This is a genomic window from Bradyrhizobium sp. ma5, assembly GCF_042258955.1.
In the GTDB taxonomy this organism is placed as follows: Bacteria; Pseudomonadota; Alphaproteobacteria; order Rhizobiales; family Xanthobacteraceae; genus Bradyrhizobium.
Genome location: NZ_CP170156.1, coordinates 1,707,453 through 1,723,426, shown reverse-complemented (window position 1 = coordinate 1,723,426; position 15,974 = coordinate 1,707,453). Strand labels below are relative to the sequence as shown.

The following is a 15,974-nucleotide window of genomic DNA, read 5'->3' as shown; positions in this document are numbered from 1 at the left end:
CAATCCGTGCCCAGCCACCAGCGCCGACAACTCGCATGAGCCGACGTTCGTCCCTCGTCCTGACGCATGTCGACCATGGGATGGATGCGGGCCTCCGCGGATTCGGGGACCTGCTGGAAGCGGACGACTATCTGCATAGCCGCTCCAAGTGTATCGTGGACGAGCGACTTACCCATTGACCACCATCTCACGGTCGATGCTGGCTTCAATCGCGTCAAAGGCCATTTCGAACGGCACTGGCGCCAGCGTGAGCCACGAGATGATGCCGCAGCGCTCGACAGCCAGCAGGAGCAACGCCATAGGTCTTCCTTCAAGTCTCATCTCGGACGGCTACCATCTGTCGGCATCGATGACGGGATTGGCACGACAACAGCAAGTGTCGTACCAGTTGCAAGAATCAAGGAAAATCGGGCGAAAGCAATGATTTGTGAGACGCTTAAGATGACCGCTGACACCGCGGACACGACCAGCCCAGACATGGGTCGGGAATACGACAGCGCCGCTCGAGTCATCGCTGCAGAGAGTTGATCTGGATGAAGACAAAGGCTGCACAAGGGACCGTCACCACGCTACTTGGGACAAATCGCGCTGCAGTGGAGCACGAAATCACTTCAGCGCACTCAATGGGACAAAGGCCGCCGGCTTCTTGGGGTCTGCGACGGCATCCTTCAAAACCTTGAACACTCGCTGATCAATCGGTGACGATGCCGCGAAATCCGCATAGGCCTGCTCCAACATCGCCTTGCACCGAGCTCTAACTTCCGGCTCGGCGGCGCCAGCGAACCGCTCCTTTGCGAAATATTGCCCCGTGCGCTTTAGGATATGAAGGCGCGCGACATTGATGATCTTGGGGTCGTAATCGACGCCTAGCAGCGAGAAAAACTCTTCCGCTGACGAGGCCTTGCTGAGCCGATCCAGGATACCGGTCGGCGGGCATGAGTTGCTCATCGTAAAATCTCCCTTTGGTTAGCGCGTCGACATTCGACGAAATGCGGCTGCCGCCTGACGATCCTGTCGCAGCCTCGATCACGGGCGTAACCTACCGCCCGCTTCAGCTGCTCCAGCGGCTGGTCGCGATGACCGCCAAGCTTGGCCGCGATCTGTACATCGGACGCGGAGATCGACATATTGATCATGGACATCTTCGCCTCGATCTCTGCGTCGATGTTCGCCTCCCGTATCCGGCACCAGCCGATGGTGGTCAGCGGAAGATCCGCTTCGACAATGGCGCGGATGGCGGCGATCTCCTCGTTGCCCTTCGTGGGCGTTCCCGCCGCGATCTCCGTGACCCCGGCTCGCGCCAGCGCCTGCGCGATCGCGAGCTTCTCTTCTGTGGTGAACGCAACGAGCCTGCTCGCCGTCGTGCGGCGTCGTGTCGTTGAGCACGGTCGGCTCGGTGCGCGCCTGCTCGGACCAAGAGGGTTTGGCGGCGGTGGTGGCGGCCATCACGAAAGGGCTCCTCATTGTCTTTTGACCAGCATACGTTTCAGCAACTCGCATGCCAGCCCGTCATCCCTGACAACCGATTGTTGTATCTCCGCTTTCCTCCTCCACCGGATCGTCGCAAACGCGACAGGCGCATTAAGCGGACGCCTCACCATGACGCTAGCCACGCTGAACTGGGAGCTAGCTCGGATTACAGCGCGCAGGATGAACGAATTGTCGCGGAGCATTTTGGCCCGGTACCGCCACGTCACATTGTCGCTCGCTCGCATCGAGACGATGTCGGCGGCGCCTCGACCTCCTCCGACGCACGCCAACCCCGGCCAAGCGTTCTCAGACGGCGCCGTGATCGAGAATCCTTGTGACGGCTCAGATCAGCCAGTCGCCGTCGACCGGCGGACGAGCTGCCTGCAACAGAAAGTCACGCCTGCGCTCGGCCATCCGGCTCTCGCCGCTTTCTTCGCCAAAGCAGAGGTTGAAGTCGTTACATTGCGTGCACACCGGCGTTGTGCACATCACGAGGCCTTCATCCTCGCACAGCATGCGGTAGAAAAAGCGCTTCCAGCGCATATTGTTGATATTGCGCACGGCGAACGGCGCGAAATGGCGGCTTAGCAGCCGAGACAGTTCGGCACGATTGCGCAATCCGAGACCTTCCCACAGGTGGTCTGGCTCAATGGCGCGGCGCGCGATCATCGCTGCCAGCCAGCGGCCGATATCGCCTTTCGTCGAGCGTTGCTTGAGCAAGAGATCGCGTACCATTGCGATCTCTTCGTTCTCATCGCACTTGAAGGCCAGGAGCTGCTCCGGGAGATTGATCTCAACCGACGGAAAGTACTGCTCCAGCAAGGCCGCCAGTTCGTGGCCGGACAGGCCGGCCTTCTCGGGAAGCGGACCACCGTCCAGCGTGGCAGCCGCCAGAATAGACGCCAGGACATGGCAATCGAAATTGCTGTCAGTGGCAATGTCAGCATCTGCAGGAGGCACACCGGTGAGCAGGCGGTAGGTTGCAATTCCCCTATGCATCTGGCTGTTCGCATCGACGACACAGGCGGCCATCAACGAAAGGAAGTGCGCTTCGGGCATGATTTTGTGGCTTCCACGGCGGTTAGGTTTACCCCGCACCATCCTGGTCCTGGCCACGGGTCGATCGTCAGAATCCGGCCCCCCCGGATGGGGCGTGGGGGAGACCGGCATCCGTCGCGCGCCTTCACAGGGACACGACTCGCGACCTTTACTCGGCCGCGAGTTCGGCAGCGGTCTTGCCGACGATGGCTTCGTCGACGGGCTTCATAATGCCATGCTCCATCAGCATGTCCTCGAGCTCGTCCATGGAGATCGGGGTCGGAATGATCCCTTTGCCGCCATTGTTGTGAACCTTGGTCGCGAGATTGCGATAGTGCTCGGCCTGCTGCGAGTCGGGCGCATACTCCAACACCGTCATGCGGCGCAACTCGGCATGCTGCACCACGTTGTCGCGCGGCACGAAGTAGATCAGCTGAGTGCCCAGTTTCTTGGCCAGCGCCTCCGCCAGTTCCAGCTCCTTATCGGTCTGCCGCTCGTTACAGATTAGGCCGCCCAGTCGCACACCGCCAGAGTTGGCGTATTTTAGGATGCCCTTGGAGATGTTGTTTGCGGCATACATCGCCATCATTTCACCGGACATCACGATATAGATCTCCTGCGCCTTGTTCTCGCGGATTGGCATCGCAAAGCCACCGCAAACGACGTCGCCGAGCACGTCGTAGGAGACATAGTCGATGTTCTCATAGGCGCCGTTCTCCTCCAGGAAATTGATCGAGGTGATGACGCCGCGGCCGGCGCAGCCCACACCCGGCTCAGGACCACCGGACTCAACGCAGCGGATGTCCTTGAAGCCGACCTTCATCACGTCCTCGAGTTCGAGGTCCTCGACGCTGCCGGCACTGGCTGCGAGGCTCAAAATCGTGTCCTGCGCCTTGGCGTGCAGGATCAGGCGGGTCGAGTCCGCCTTAGGATCGCACCCCACAATCAGGATTTTCTGACCCAATTCGGCCAGCGCCGCTAGCGTGTTCTGCGAAGTCGTGGACTTGCCGATGCCGCCCTTTCCGTAGAACGCGATTTGTCTCAGTGAAGACATGTTGCTCTCCATCAACCGATTTGCCAAAAGTTGCGCACTTCTCATGCGCGAGCTCGTTTCTCTCTCAGAAACGGGGCACACGGGTTCAAGGGAAGGAGCGCATCGCTCGTCGTACGCGTCGGCGTGCACTCAGCCCTCACTCAGTGTTGCTGCCGCCTACTAGCAACCGCCATGCCAACGCTTGCGCGCGCCGATTAAGGTTCTGATTACGTTTTGAAAACCAACGCGCCGGTGCGTCATCCCAGCTGTATTGGAGCTGACAGCATCTGCGCCGTGTCAGAAAGCGAACAAGGGCGAGAACCATCAACCGGAATACGCCAGTTTGGCATGGTCTGGTCCGGTGCCTACCCTCATCTGTGGAACGGAACTTGCTACTTTTCTTGCGAAGCCAGCTGTGGGCGATTTGAGGAGAGTGAAGATGCAGGTCGGACTCGAAACCTCGACGGTAGTGGACCGTCGACGGATGCTTGGTCGACGATGACGAGATCTGCCGCGCGACCCGGCAATTGATGCAGCATGATCAGATCGGGACGCATGAGTTGAAAATGCAGCAGGACGCTTTTGCGAGGGCGTCTATGAGTTGAAGCCAGATGTAGTCCTGCTCAGCGCTCCCTTTGTGAGACATAAGGGGTCGACGCTCACTGATGGGTTAGCGGCTCAGTTTCAAGATGCTCGGATCTTGATCGTTTGCGAACAACAAAGGAGGCCATGCCCATCGAACGCATGAGGCCGGCGCACGCGGTGCGCTGGTTAAGCCGCTGACTTCGCAGATGGCTCGCAAGCAAGTGGAATACACTCCCGGACGCTGCGGCAACGCGGCGATCGCTCAGTTCAGCGTACCCGCATGAGGCAGATTATGGCGACAATCATCTTTTATCAAAAGCCCGGCTGCGTTACCAATGCGCGTCAATTGCAGGCGCTGAAGGTCGCTGGCCACGACGTGATAGCAAAAGATATCTTGAAGGAACGATGGGGCGCCGAGGAATTGCGACGCTTCTTCGGCAATATGCCGATCGCATCCTGGTTCAACCGAGCCGCGCCCCGTATCAAGTCGGGCGAAGTCAATCCCGACGCAATCGAAGCGCCGTGTGCACTCGCGTTGATGCTGCGCGATCCGCTCCTGATCCGACGACCGCTGATCAGCGTCGGCGGTGCAAGGTGCGCTGGATTCGATCATGAGCCCGTGCTGTCGCTGCTTGGCCGGAAGACGCAAGATGATCTCGAGCGATGCTCGTACGAGGGAACGAGCACGCGCTGTCCACAGACGTGAGGAAACGATCGATCGTACGACCATGGCAGCCGATGATGCGAACAACGACGTTTTCGCTTCCAGCTCCCTCAGGGGCAGCCGACAGGTTTTTCGCTGAGAAAACCGGCGTGAGTGGCTTCCCGTAACAAAGTGCTCTCACACTGCACTCGGAGTGAATACAGCCTCTCCCGCGCTTGCGGTGTGTGAGACGCCGCTGCGGTTCGACCGCCCTGATCCCCCATGCCCCCTGCCGGCCTGGGCATCCAAACACAAAGCCGAAAACAGTTTCTTGAACAGCTCAGACCGACGATTGAATTGAATAGCGACCCGAACAGATCGATCTTTTCGTTGTCGTGATCCATTTGCAACTTTGCTGCATAATTGCGCTACGGCGGCTCCATTTTGACCGGCATCAAATCCTTCGCCATTCCCCATGTGTGACAGAGGTCTCGCGCGACTGTTCGCGCAAGCTTGGGAATGGAGAACTCGATGAGACCAAGAACAATTCTGACGACGGCATCCTTGCTCGCGCTCGCGACTTCGTTCGGTGCCGCTAGCAGCTCGGTACAGGCCGCGGATCTGGCCAAGGTGCCTGTCTATTACAAATCACCTCCGATCGAACCCTTCAATCCGTGGATGATCCGCCTGCGCGTGCTTGGCGTTTTGCCGGATACCGCAGGCAGCTCGGTCAACGTCGCCGGCGCGCTGCCGCTGTCCTCGCCAAGTTCTGGGCTGTCGATCAGCGATCAAGCGATACCGGAGCTCGACATCACCTATTTCTTCACAAAAAATATTGCTGCAGAACTCATTCTCGGCGTGGCCAGTCATCACATCACCGGCAACGGCACGCTCAATGAGCTAGATATCGGCAAAGCTTGGTTGTTGCCGCCAACGTTGACTCTGCAGTATCACTTCACGGATTTCGGCCGGCTCAAACCCTATATCGGCGCGGGCATCAACTACACCGTGTTTTTCAACCAATCCGCAGCCAATACGCCACTCGTAGGCCTCGCGGTGACAGATTTGCACATCAGAAACCAGTTTGGCGCCGCGGTCCAATTCGGCTTCGATTACATGCTTGACCGTCACTGGGGCCTCAACTTCGACGTGAAGAAGTTGTGGCTGCGTCCGGATTATTCGGCGACCGTAAACAATGCGATTGCCGTCACCGGGCGTGCCAATATCGACCCATGGCTTGTCAGCGGCGGCATCACTTACAAATTCTGACGCTGGAACAATTTCTGCCGCCAGAACGGGAGCCAGGGAAGGGATCCGTTTGGTCAAAAGCAAGCGAGATGGCGCGTCAAAGATGCGTCATCTCGCCGGACTCTGGAAGCCACCCGCAGCATTGCTCGCGTTGTGAGCTACGGATTGGTGGCATGAAGTGACGGAACGTCAGCCAATCGAGCAAATAGTGATCGATGAGATCGCGCTCTTGATTCGTTGCCCGTTGCGGGGCCCCACTTGCTTATCAAAGGCCGGAATTCAAGCCGGCGCGCCGTTCTACGGGGCAGACCGCGTCACAAAGGACTTGACGCTCAAGCCTCGTCGACCTCTATCAAGCGTAGCACTCTAATCGAGCCCCGCTTCTCGCCGAACATCCCGATGAAATCCAAGGCCATCACGATAGGTCAATGCCTGCTGTTGAGGGCGTCCCGGCGGCGAAGGGCACCCGTTCATATTCAAATGATCGAGCCGCACTGAGATGCTAAGATGCCAACCGTTGGGGCTGATAAGCCGTACACACTTGATAGCCCGAGCCAAGCGGCGCTAAGCGATGCCGCTAGCTGCGCTTTAGCACCATCACGAGGCGGTCGACACGTTTGCCTTGCTTGAGATGAGAGTTTACGATTTCGTCAACGTCCTCAGGCGTGGTCGCGCGATACCAGACTCCGTCGGGATAGATGACCATGAGGGGGCCGGAATTACAAAAGCCGAGGCAGCCCGCCACCGTGAAACCGACATCGTTGAGGCCTTGCGATTCGATCGCCTTACCCATCCGATCCCACAGGGGTTGCGCGCCAGAGGCGCCGCAGCTGCCGTGCGGATGAGTCGGCGGACGCTGTGTGTTGCAGGCAAAGACATGATGTCTATACAGTTGAGGAAGCTCGAATTCGGTTTCTGCGTTCATGCGCCTATCCTGTTATCGACGGGTTTCATCTGAAAAGAGACAAGATCCGAGGGCATCGCCCCACAATCCATTCTTCAGTTAAACCCCGCATCGACCAATTAGTGCTACGGAGTGCCACTCGTGCTCGCGAAGGCAGGGGAGACGAGCGGGCGCCATAGTGAATGCCATCGGAAGATCAGCGATAGATATTTTCACGTCTGGGACAGCCTCCTTGATCGGATTCAACGTCTTCTCCCGTCATCGCAATCTTTTTGCTCCCGCATCGCTTAGTCAATCATCCAACTTCTTCAAGCAAGTTCCGCACCAGATGCGCAACGCTCGTTTCTGCACCGATCCCTCGCTCTGCCCCGGCGCGACTGGCAATTCTTGCCGAGGTTGCGACAAAGTCGCTCCTTTCTGTTTCGGACGCGACAAACGTTGTATCGCGTTGGAGCTGCCCGCTTCAGGCTTCCGCAGTTCGCACGCAGAACAGGCAGAGATTCTTGGTTGATTTATCCGGCTCTTGCACGATCATTTCGCGGAATAGGCAACGATCTTCATGACCCTCGTCCCGTCTCGCGGAGCTTTCACGCTCGGCGATCGTCCCGGCAACTCGTGCACTCTGCTCGCCCAAGACGTGATGGGCTAGCCGCATCGTCCGATCGCGCACGCACCGTATCTTCCTCGCCGAACGGCTAAATCCTGCGATCGTGTCGCTGCCCATCTATCGTTTGCGTCAAAGATAACGCCCAATCGCGAGCGCTCCGACGAGGCGCAAGTGATCACTGAGCTACGTTTGAGGCTACAGGGCAGGCCCGCCCACAAACTCTCAAACTCTCGCTTGGCAGCAATGGCAAACCTGCAACACAACAAGGCCAGATTGCGCCCTCCGCTTCGCGCGCGATACATCGAGATGCGCTTGCCGCATCTTGCGGAACAATGAGCTCGACCACGCGCACGAGCTCGTCAATGCATTCGACCTTAACCGGCGCCGTCGGCTGACCATGGTCGCGGAAATCACTAAGGACGTCGCATGAACGGAGGTTTGGCATTGCAATTGCTGCGCAGGCACTAACGCCAGCTTCGGCGGACGCCCAAGAACTTCTGACACAGGATCGTCATTCCTCTGCCCAAACGGTCCTGTCAGTCTGGGTCCTCCATTCTACCAGCCCAGACGGTGCCTTCGGCGGACTTGTAGCCGCCGACGGCATTTCCTTCGAGCATATTGCATCCGCCGGCAGCAAGACGCGCGTCTTGGCCTGTCGGGTCCATTTGGTGGGCTAGGGTGTTTAGTCCCGGCATTTTCTGGAGCGGATTGAGTTTGAATCGTTCTGGCTGGGAAGTCCAGCATTTGCAGATGTATTCGTAGGGTGTGAGGCCCTTCAGGGTCTTCAACCGCCGAGCGTAGTTGTAGGCGGTGATGAAGTCGGCCAGGTGTGCTTCGAGCTGATCGTGTCGATCGTATTGAACTTTTTCTTCGGAGGCTTGCTGCCTTCGACCTCCGGCAATCGGCTGATGCCGTGGCGCAGGAGACAGCGATGCAGGGATGACCGCGTCAGATGTGGGATGGTCGGCTGCAGCGCATAGAGGCGATCGTCGAGCGGCAATAGCGTATGCCGCCGGAAAGCGACGATGATCGCCTCCTTCTCGATTGAAACTACGGTCGATTTGGCTTCCTTCGGGCCTGTCGAGAGATCGGCGACGGTCGCGCGCCTTCCACTTCGCGACGGTCTTTTGGTTGATCCCGTAGCGCCTGGCGAGTGCTCTCAGGCTCTCTTGACTATTTTGTATTGCTCGACGGATTGCCTCCGTCGTGGTGGCGCAGCCGTGTAAAACTTGTCCCATAGCGCATCCTTCGAATCGTGCGACAAGAATGCACCGTCAAAGCCCGGGATTAAACACCTAGAACATTGTCGAGCGAAGTGATGCCGGTTCGCGTAAAGAAAACGCGTCAAAACAGGAATCGCGAGTCTCGTTCCGGTTCCATCGGAACGGAAACGGCGCCAGCGCCAGAGCACTTCCTTGGTGCCGCGGAGATCGTCGGGTGCATGAGCGACTCTGGCTGGCTGCGCGTTTGCTCTCACACGTTCAGAACCGGCAACACCGCCTGCGTCAAGGCTCACGAGTATGGCGGCTTTATCCGGCAACAAAGCGCGTAAGCACCTTGAGCAACAGCCAAGCGATACGCCTATTAATCGGGATGGATCGCAATTTCCATGGTTTCGTCACTGTCCTCAAACGGGTTGGAAAACCGATCGTCCTCCAGCAGCTTGACGCCGCACAGGCAGACGTCACCTTCGATCACGGCGAGTGCGACCGGTTCAAGCGCTTGTCCATTGCAGGGCCCATCGATGCACACCCCCGTGTCGATCTCGAATCTCGCACCGTGCCGCCCGCATCTGAGAAAGGAGCGGTCTGGGGAGAAGAATTCACCGGAGCCGATGTTGAGCCAGGCGCTGTCATGCGGACAGCGATTGACATACCCCAAATACTCGTTGCCGAAAGTGCGCACCACAATGATCGGAAACGGCCGGCTCCCGCCGCTATCATCGATCCGCGACAGGCTAAAGCCCCTCGCGCCACTCCGCTCGATGGCGTCGGCCGGACAGACGGCGAACACCTCGATCTGACCGCTAATCAGGTTGCCGATCACCCTTAGCTCATCCCGGCTTCGCAGTTTCCTGCTTGAAGGCATCGATCGCGGTGCGGGTCAGCCGAAAAACGCCACGGCCACGAGCGAGTAGCCGATAGGTCGAGCTGGCACGGGCGTTGAGAACGTCAAACCATTGGTCCGGCGTGAGCTTCGCCGGGCGCTCGCTGATTTGGACCACCCTCCCGTTCGGAGCGAAGCGGACGTGAATGATGACTTGTGGCGAGTTCATAGCAATCCCTTATTTGGTCAACCTTAAGGACCCAAGCCAAAACCGAGGATCTCGATTGTGACGTCCTCGGTTTCGAGCACCTGGCGCGTGGGCCCTCGAGCGACGGGTTGGAGACGGCACCTTCGCTACTTCGAGCAGACTTTCTTCGCGCTCCCATCTGGAGCATTTCTCCCGCAGCCTTCCTAGACGAAATGACTCCAGCAGCATCCGGCCTGCCTCCGCATTGTGTGAGACGGCGATCTGCGCGCGAAGCAACGGCCACAAGCGGCCTGCCTATGGTCGCCTTGCTGAATTTGCGCAATGACAACACCGCGATCATCGCTATTCAATCATCGTTCGTTCAGGCAGTGGACGACGGCATCTCAGTAGATCGCTGCACCCGCGCCAACGTTGATCGATGCATCTTTCATGGTCTCGACGACAAACTCGATCTTATTGTTCGTGAGATGGGTGTGAAACGGTAGCGCGAGAGCGCGATCGGCGATTTTTTCCGCAACCAGGAAATCGCCGCGTCGATAGCCGAGTTCAAAATATTGGCGTTGCAAGTGCAGCGGATGGCTATAGGCGGCGGCTTCGACCTGGGCGGCGCGCAGATCATCGATAATGGCATCGCGGCCGGATCGCGTGAAGCGTGTTCCCAGATGGACGAGATAGAGCAACCAGTTCACCTCGGTCACATCGGGGCCAACGTAAGGCGGCTTGATGCCCTCAAATGATTGCATATGCGCGTTGTATAGCTGCTCGACCAATCGACGACGCTCCAGGATTTCATCGAGGCGCTTGAGCTGGGCCAGTCCCAAGGCAGCCGTGAGATCGCTCATGCCGCACTGGTAAGGTGCTGTGGCGCCGACGACAACCGAGGCGCGCTCGTCTAGGCGGTGGGCGCAATTACGACGCAAACCAACCGCGATGTCGATATCGTCGGTCACGACCATTGCGCCTTCGCCACAGCTTAGGGCCAGGGGCTGGGCAAAGTCGAACACCGCCAGGTCGCCAAACCGGCCGACCAGCTCGCCCTTGTAGCTCGATCCGATCGCCTCGGTGGAGTCCTCCAAAAGCGGCAACTGATGGCGCTGCGCGATCGCGCGCAGCTCCGACCATGGCGCAGGATGACCGTTGGCATTGCCGACGACAATCGCCCGCGTGTTGACCGTGATGCGCTCTTCGACCTTCGCTGGGATCAATGTTCCCGACCAATAGTCGATGTCGGCAAATACCGCCCGTGCGCCCGCGAGACCGATGGCATGGACTGTCTCGCGAAAGGAATAGGGCGAGGCAATGACCTCCTGCCCCGACCCGATGCCGAGCGTCTTCAGCGCAAGCAGGAGCCCGATGGTGCCGCTCGAGACCGCAACTGCATATTTGCGGCCAAGGTAGGCCGCGAAAGCGTGCTCGAACGCTTCAGTGATACGCCCATTGGAGATTTGCGGCGAACACAGCAGCGTTTCCACGGCAGAGAGCTCGGCGAAGGTGATATCGGGGTCGGACAGTGGAATGAAGGATGTATTTGCCTCCCCACTGTCCGCGCCATCAAGCGGACGCGCGGCGAGTTCAATGCCGCTCACCGCGTAACATTCCTTTTCGCCAATACGATGCCGGTCGCCCGAGTCGGATCGGCTGTAATCTGCACGCAATGATCTGACCCATCGAGCAGATGCAGGTCGAAACGAGGAAACCGCCGGAACGGCTGATCCGCGACATCCGACGCATCACAGCGCGCCCAGGCAAGCTGCGGGAAGTGGCGCGACAGCTCGACAAAGCAGCTCGTCTCAGCGTCAGCGTCCGCAAGCAGCCGTTCGATTTCGATCAATTCCTCGGCAGTGAGCGCCATCCTGGCTCCTTTATGGCTCGTCGATGGCGGTTCGTCATCGCCAGAACCGACGCTCCGGATCCGCGTTCAATTCGTCGATTGCTGAAGTCAGGCGGTGGTAGAGGCTGTAAAATTCCCAGATTCCTTGCGCGTGGTTCTTGCAAAACAACTTCCAGATTCCGCTCACGGCATCATAAAGAATCAACGCGACATCGACTAGACCGCCATCCTTGTCGATATTGCGCGAGCAACAGGGACTCTCGACGAGATAGCCACCTCTCACCGGCGTCACGTTCGGCGAGACATAGAGATAGCGCTTGCGCAAGCTCAAGCCGCGCTCGATCCGCTTGCGATCGAGCTCGTTTGGGTGAGACACCAAGCCGGTCTTTGCCTTCCTCATCAGCGCGGCATTCATCGCGAAAGCCCCCTTCAAGCCACTGTGATTTCTTCTTCAAGACAGCCGATGAGCAGCCGCTCACCAAAATCGACGGTATAGATCGGCACGTTCGCTTCGGTATGAATAGCGACCCTGATGATCTCGCCGGTCGCTCCGGCGCCGAGCAAGACCCCCTCCGGCTCCGTATTGGGAAAAGAGCCGTCGTTGGTAATGTCGACTGCGGTTTTGACGCGCTGGCCCCGCCGATATTTCGGAAAGCCGGGCTCAGTCATGACACGGCCCCCTCCGGCAATGGCAGATCATCAGTCTCCTCGCTCGCATCCACCGGCGCGAGTTCCTTGCGCTTCATGCCAACGCGGTAGCCGCTTTCCAAAAACTCAACCCCGTAGATGTAGAATTGCTGCAGGAACGTACCGATCGAGATGACGTAACCTACCTCTCCCTTCTTGACCAAAATGTCGCCAATCTCCTTGCCACGATAGGTGCCATCATTGCGGATGGTGCGGTTGGCTCGCACTTTTTCGCCAAAGTTGAAAACAGGCGGCCCGCCGAGCTCGACGACGTCGCTGTCGCGAACAATGCTGCTCACGCTCCGCTCCCTCGTGGACATACAGGGACGCCGCTCGGACCAGCGCAGGCGGAGTCGTGCCGAACGACGGCGCTTGCGGCACCGCCAACGCGCATCACGAAGCTTGCGACGTTTTCAGCAACAGCTCTTGGCATGCCGATCATGGGTCTCATTCTTTAGGCTTGCGCCTGGTAACAAGGCCAGGACGTGTCAATGACGCAGGTACCGTCGACCGGACAGGCTGCGAGACATTGCGGCTCCTCGAAATAGCCGGTGCATTCGTTGCATTTCGCCGGTTCAATAACGAAGCTCCCCGCCTTCTCCGAGATTGCAACATTCGGGCATAAGGGTTCGCAGGCTGAGCAGCTCGTACATTGCGAGGCAATGATCTTGAATGGCACATAACCCCCTTACGCCGCCGAGATCAGTGCCCCCTGGCGTATCGCGGCGTCGCCGCGCTTGGCGTGCTGGATCTCGCCGCTTTTCACCCTGTCAAGATAAGACCTGAACCAAGCGATCGCCGATTTCTCGATGTACTCATGCGCATATTGGTCGACCGGCTCGATTCCAGCCTTGATCAGATTGCTTTTCGGGCAGCCGCCGATCTTGGCTACGAACACCGCATGGCAATCATAGATACCACGGATGATGGTCGAAAGCCTATCCTCCTCGCCCCGACCGCCTTGGCAATAGACATCCACGCGACGGTGGCCGACGAATTTGGCGCCGGATGTGGAAAGCTCGTAGACCTGAAATTCCTTTGCATGCCCAAAGTGCTCGTTGATCAGCCCGGAGCCTTTGGTTGCGACTGCGACCAGAAGCGTGACCTCGCTCATCTCGCCGGCGAATTTCGCAAGCCCGTCTTGGTTGGCCGTGACTTTGGCGGCACGCTCATCCTCCACCCTGTCTTGATAAGCTTTGCGCATCTCGAGGTCATATTTGACGTCCATTTTCATGACCTGGCCGGTGGTGAACTCTGCGCTACGATCCTCTCCGAGCAGACCAACAGCATCGGCGCGGCACTGACGGCAATGCCGCATCATCGCTATCTCCCCTTCACAAGCATCTTGCAGCACCTTCAATTGCTGAGCCGTCGGGCCCCACTGACCGTTGAGGCCGAATACTGTGCCATACTCGGGCGCAGAGATTAGCGGCATGATATTGTGAAGGAAGGCGCCGCGCGACTTCACCGCCTTGTTGACCTCGACCAGGTGATGGTCGTTGATCTGTGGGATCATCACCGAGTTGACCTTGCACAGGATACCCCGCTCGCTAAGCATCTCGAGACCTTGCAGCTGACGATCGGCGAGTATCCTCGCCGCGTCGATGCCGACGTAGCGCTTGTGGTTGAAGAAGATCCACGGATAGATCTTTGCGCCGATTTCGGGATCGATCATGTTGATGGTGATGGTGACGTGCTCGATTTTAGACTTTACGATGGTGTCAATATGGTCCGGCAGCACCAGTCCGTTGGTCGACAGACATAGCTTGATGTCGGGAGCCGCCTTGGCGACCAGGTCGAACGTCCTGAACGTCTTTTCTGGATTGGCCAAGGGATCGCCCGGACCGGCGATGCCAAGCACCGTCATCTGCGGAATGGTGGTCGCGACCGCGAGCACTTTTCTCACCGCCTGCTCAGGGGTGAGCTTCTCGCTCACCACGCCCGGACGTGATTCATTGGCACAGTCGTATTTGCGGTTGCAGTAATTGCACTGGATGTTGCAGGCTGGCGCTACCGCAACATGCATGCGGGCGTAATGATGATGCGCGTCTTCGCTGTAGCAGGGATGGTTCTTCACCTTTTCCCAGATCCCGGTCGGCAGATCGCCTTGGCCTACCCGTGAGCCGCAGCTCGCCTGGCCGGCGTTGGCCGACGTGCGGCAGCCCTTATGCTCGGCGGCAGGCTGCATCATCTCGCCCCGAGCTACCGCACCGTTGGCATATGCTCTGCGCCCGACGACCGCATTCATTTTCATTTCTCCCTGCAGGCAGCATCGCCTCTCCAAGGCCCCCTAAGCGAGCCTCAAGATGAGGTGTAGCAATTCACATGCCATGGCGGAGACGATGGCGTTGCAGCCATCCGTCAAAGAGTTAGCGCAAATAGACGACGCTGACGCATGGAAGAACAGCACTGATGCGCATCTCGGTAATGCGACAGGCACGTCGCGTTTCTGACACCGGGCGCCATGTCCGGCGCATTCATTCTCGCGCTAAGCTCGCGGGAACCCAGCTCCATCTGCATGGCCTTTTGCGGGTTGCGGCCTCTCACAATAGGCCGATATGAGCTGGGCGATCCGGCTTCACAACGCCGTTAATTGGTGAGCAGTATCTCCACCGCGCGAGGGAGCCCAATCGCAAGCGGCGTCAGGCCTTGCTCGAGCAGAAAACACAGCTCGTTGCGTGAGAGCGCGTCCGGATCAACGATCGCATAGTGCGTGTCGGCCGAACGTTTGATGATCTGACGCGCATAGCTACGCAACAATTGATCGTTGAAACGACAACCGATAAACAGAAAGCTCTGTCCGGTCCGCCTTTCCTTGATGATGTCAGGTATCGGTGTCTGGATATCGATTTCGGTCAGCACCTCGACATAGTCCGAGTCAGAGATCAGGAAGTTCTTGGCCGGCTGCACGCCGCCATGTGGCTTATACAGCACCGTCGTCCAGCTGCCGGCCACGACACTGTCGACCTCTTGGCCAACCGGGTCATAAAAGCGATACCAACGGTTTTCGCCAATGCCGGCGCGGATGATGCCCTGCACTTCGCCCCATCCATCGTGCCTGGCCAGCGCCGCGCGCATCGCGCCATCGTACCATGCGTCGACTATGACGGGCAGCGACAGAGACGCAAGATGATGGTGCAACCGCGTCGGCTCGACCGTCGGAGCGAAGGCATGCGCCATCAATGCCGTCACGGTGGAACGATGTTTGCTGATCTCGATATGCTGCGCCGACGCCCACGCATTGCCCTTGGCCCGCCGCGGCAGCGCAATCCTGCTGGCGAAGAAGTCGGCTAACGCCTCGGGTGTCGTCGGCACGTCGGGTCTGGAGAGTTCGGCGAGGCCAGGCCCGAGATAGGGAACAACGCTGGTGGCCCTCAGCCCGGCAGCGACGTCGGCGAGAATGGCCTCTGCATCGGTCGCATTGACAAAATCGATCTGCGGGAGCGCCTTCACGGGTCGTCCCCGTTCTCGCCCCGTTTTTTGGCGTTGATTGTGATCGGCAATGGTGTGTCGCTCGCCATCTCGGGCAAATCGAGCACCCAACCATTAGCTATCTTGATCCAGCCGCCCCAGAGCGTCTCGTACTCGGATTCCACGATCGGCTCTTCGAGATCCTTCTTCGGCACGTAGATCGACAGGCCTGCATCCGGAGAGCGGCGGATCATGATTTTCAC

Annotated in this window: 18 protein-coding genes and 2 pseudogenes; 3 read left to right on the top strand and 17 right to left on the bottom strand. The window is 58.7% G+C overall.

Annotated features, from left to right (window positions below):
* Positions 1-168 precede the first annotated feature (168 nt).
* From ACE103_RS08090 to nifH, 5 genes and pseudogenes are all read right to left on the bottom strand, one after another.
* A complete protein-coding gene (locus ACE103_RS08090) occupies positions 169-300 on the bottom strand; it encodes a hypothetical protein (RefSeq protein WP_375778997.1) in 132 nt (43 codons plus the stop codon).
* Positions 301-606: 306 nt separating this feature from the next.
* On the bottom strand, positions 607-948 hold the full coding sequence (gene nifW / locus ACE103_RS08085) for a nitrogenase stabilizing/protective protein NifW (protein ID WP_375778996.1): 342 nt from the start codon (positions 946-948) through the stop codon (positions 607-609).
* 65 nt (positions 949-1,013) lie between these two features.
* Positions 1,014-1,446, bottom strand: a pseudogene (locus ACE103_RS08080) (homocitrate synthase); the annotation flags it as partial.
* Between the two features lie 366 nt (positions 1,447-1,812).
* Positions 1,813-2,529: a nitrogen fixation protein NifQ gene (locus ACE103_RS08075; protein WP_375778995.1), complete on the bottom strand. Its 717-nt coding sequence runs from the start codon at positions 2,527-2,529 to the stop codon at positions 1,813-1,815.
* Between the two features lie 148 nt (positions 2,530-2,677).
* Entirely contained in the window at positions 2,678-3,562 is an 885-nt protein-coding gene (nifH, locus tag ACE103_RS08070; RefSeq protein WP_375781045.1) for a nitrogenase iron protein, read from the bottom strand.
* 856 nt (positions 3,563-4,418) lie between these two features.
* On the opposite strand from nifH, the gene ACE103_RS08065 reads away from it, so the two are divergent.
* Together ACE103_RS08065 and ACE103_RS08060 are read left to right on the top strand one after the other, a co-directional pair.
* Complete coding sequence (locus tag ACE103_RS08065) at positions 4,419-4,832, top strand: ArsC/Spx/MgsR family protein (RefSeq protein WP_375778994.1); 414 nt, start codon at positions 4,419-4,421, stop codon at positions 4,830-4,832.
* 468 nt (positions 4,833-5,300) lie between these two features.
* A complete protein-coding gene (locus ACE103_RS08060) occupies positions 5,301-6,038 on the top strand; it encodes an OmpW family protein (RefSeq protein WP_375778993.1) in 738 nt (245 codons plus the stop codon).
* A gap of 556 nt (positions 6,039-6,594) precedes the next feature.
* On the opposite strand, the gene ACE103_RS08055 is transcribed toward ACE103_RS08060, so the two are convergent.
* Positions 6,595-6,942, bottom strand: coding sequence for a (2Fe-2S) ferredoxin domain-containing protein (locus tag ACE103_RS08055; RefSeq protein ID WP_342709687.1), 348 nt, complete (start codon positions 6,940-6,942; stop codon positions 6,595-6,597).
* Positions 6,943-7,153: 211 nt separating this feature from the next.
* Here ACE103_RS08055 and ACE103_RS08050 point away from each other — a divergent pair, with 211 nt between their 5' ends.
* Complete coding sequence (locus ACE103_RS08050; protein ID WP_375778992.1) at positions 7,154-7,432, top strand: hypothetical protein; 279 nt, start codon at positions 7,154-7,156, stop codon at positions 7,430-7,432.
* Positions 7,433-8,205: 773 nt separating this feature from the next.
* Here ACE103_RS08050 and ACE103_RS08045 read toward each other — a convergent pair.
* The 11 genes and pseudogenes from ACE103_RS08045 to nifT all read right to left on the bottom strand — a co-directional run.
* A pseudogene (locus ACE103_RS08045) lies at positions 8,206-8,766 on the bottom strand (IS3 family transposase); the annotation flags it as partial.
* A 346-nt stretch (positions 8,767-9,112) separates the two neighbouring features.
* Positions 9,113-9,562 (bottom strand): Rieske (2Fe-2S) protein, encoded by a 450-nt coding sequence (locus tag ACE103_RS08040; RefSeq protein ID WP_375781044.1) that lies wholly within the window; start codon positions 9,560-9,562, stop codon positions 9,113-9,115.
* Between the two features lie 603 nt (positions 9,563-10,165).
* A complete protein-coding gene (locus ACE103_RS08035; protein ID WP_375781043.1) occupies positions 10,166-11,359 on the bottom strand; it encodes a DegT/DnrJ/EryC1/StrS family aminotransferase in 1,194 nt (397 codons plus the stop codon).
* Positions 11,360-11,364: 5 nt separating this feature from the next.
* On the bottom strand, positions 11,365-11,634 hold the full coding sequence (locus ACE103_RS08030; protein ID WP_375778991.1) for a hypothetical protein: 270 nt from the start codon (positions 11,632-11,634) through the stop codon (positions 11,365-11,367).
* A 34-nt stretch (positions 11,635-11,668) separates the two neighbouring features.
* Positions 11,669-12,028, bottom strand: coding sequence for a DUF3024 domain-containing protein (locus tag ACE103_RS08025; protein WP_375778990.1), 360 nt, complete (start codon positions 12,026-12,028; stop codon positions 11,669-11,671).
* 14 nt (positions 12,029-12,042) lie between these two features.
* Positions 12,043-12,282 carry a nitrogen fixation protein NifZ gene (locus tag ACE103_RS08020; protein ID WP_375778989.1) on the bottom strand — a complete coding sequence of 80 codons (240 nt, stop codon included), beginning with the start codon at positions 12,280-12,282 and terminating at the stop codon, positions 12,043-12,045.
* Positions 12,279-12,599, bottom strand: a complete 321-nt coding sequence (locus ACE103_RS08015) for a nitrogen fixation protein NifZ (RefSeq protein ID WP_375778988.1) — start codon at positions 12,597-12,599, stop codon at positions 12,279-12,281. The genes ACE103_RS08020 and ACE103_RS08015 overlap by 4 nt, the downstream gene beginning before the upstream one ends.
* Positions 12,600-12,754: 155 nt before the next feature.
* Positions 12,755-12,979: a 4Fe-4S binding protein gene (locus ACE103_RS08010; RefSeq protein ID WP_375778987.1), complete on the bottom strand. Its 225-nt coding sequence runs from the start codon at positions 12,977-12,979 to the stop codon at positions 12,755-12,757.
* Between the two features lie 9 nt (positions 12,980-12,988).
* Complete coding sequence (gene nifB, locus ACE103_RS08005; RefSeq protein WP_375778986.1) at positions 12,989-14,548, bottom strand: nitrogenase cofactor biosynthesis protein NifB; 1,560 nt, start codon at positions 14,546-14,548, stop codon at positions 12,989-12,991.
* A 341-nt stretch (positions 14,549-14,889) separates the two neighbouring features.
* The gene (locus ACE103_RS08000; RefSeq protein WP_375778985.1) at positions 14,890-15,753 is read right to left on the bottom strand and encodes an SIR2 family protein; all 864 of its coding nucleotides are present in this window, start codon (positions 15,751-15,753) and stop codon (positions 14,890-14,892) included.
* Positions 15,750-15,974 (bottom strand): putative nitrogen fixation protein NifT, encoded by a 225-nt coding sequence (gene nifT, locus ACE103_RS07995; protein ID WP_342709678.1) that lies wholly within the window; start codon positions 15,972-15,974, stop codon positions 15,750-15,752. Before nifT ends, ACE103_RS08000 begins: the two co-directional genes overlap by 4 nt.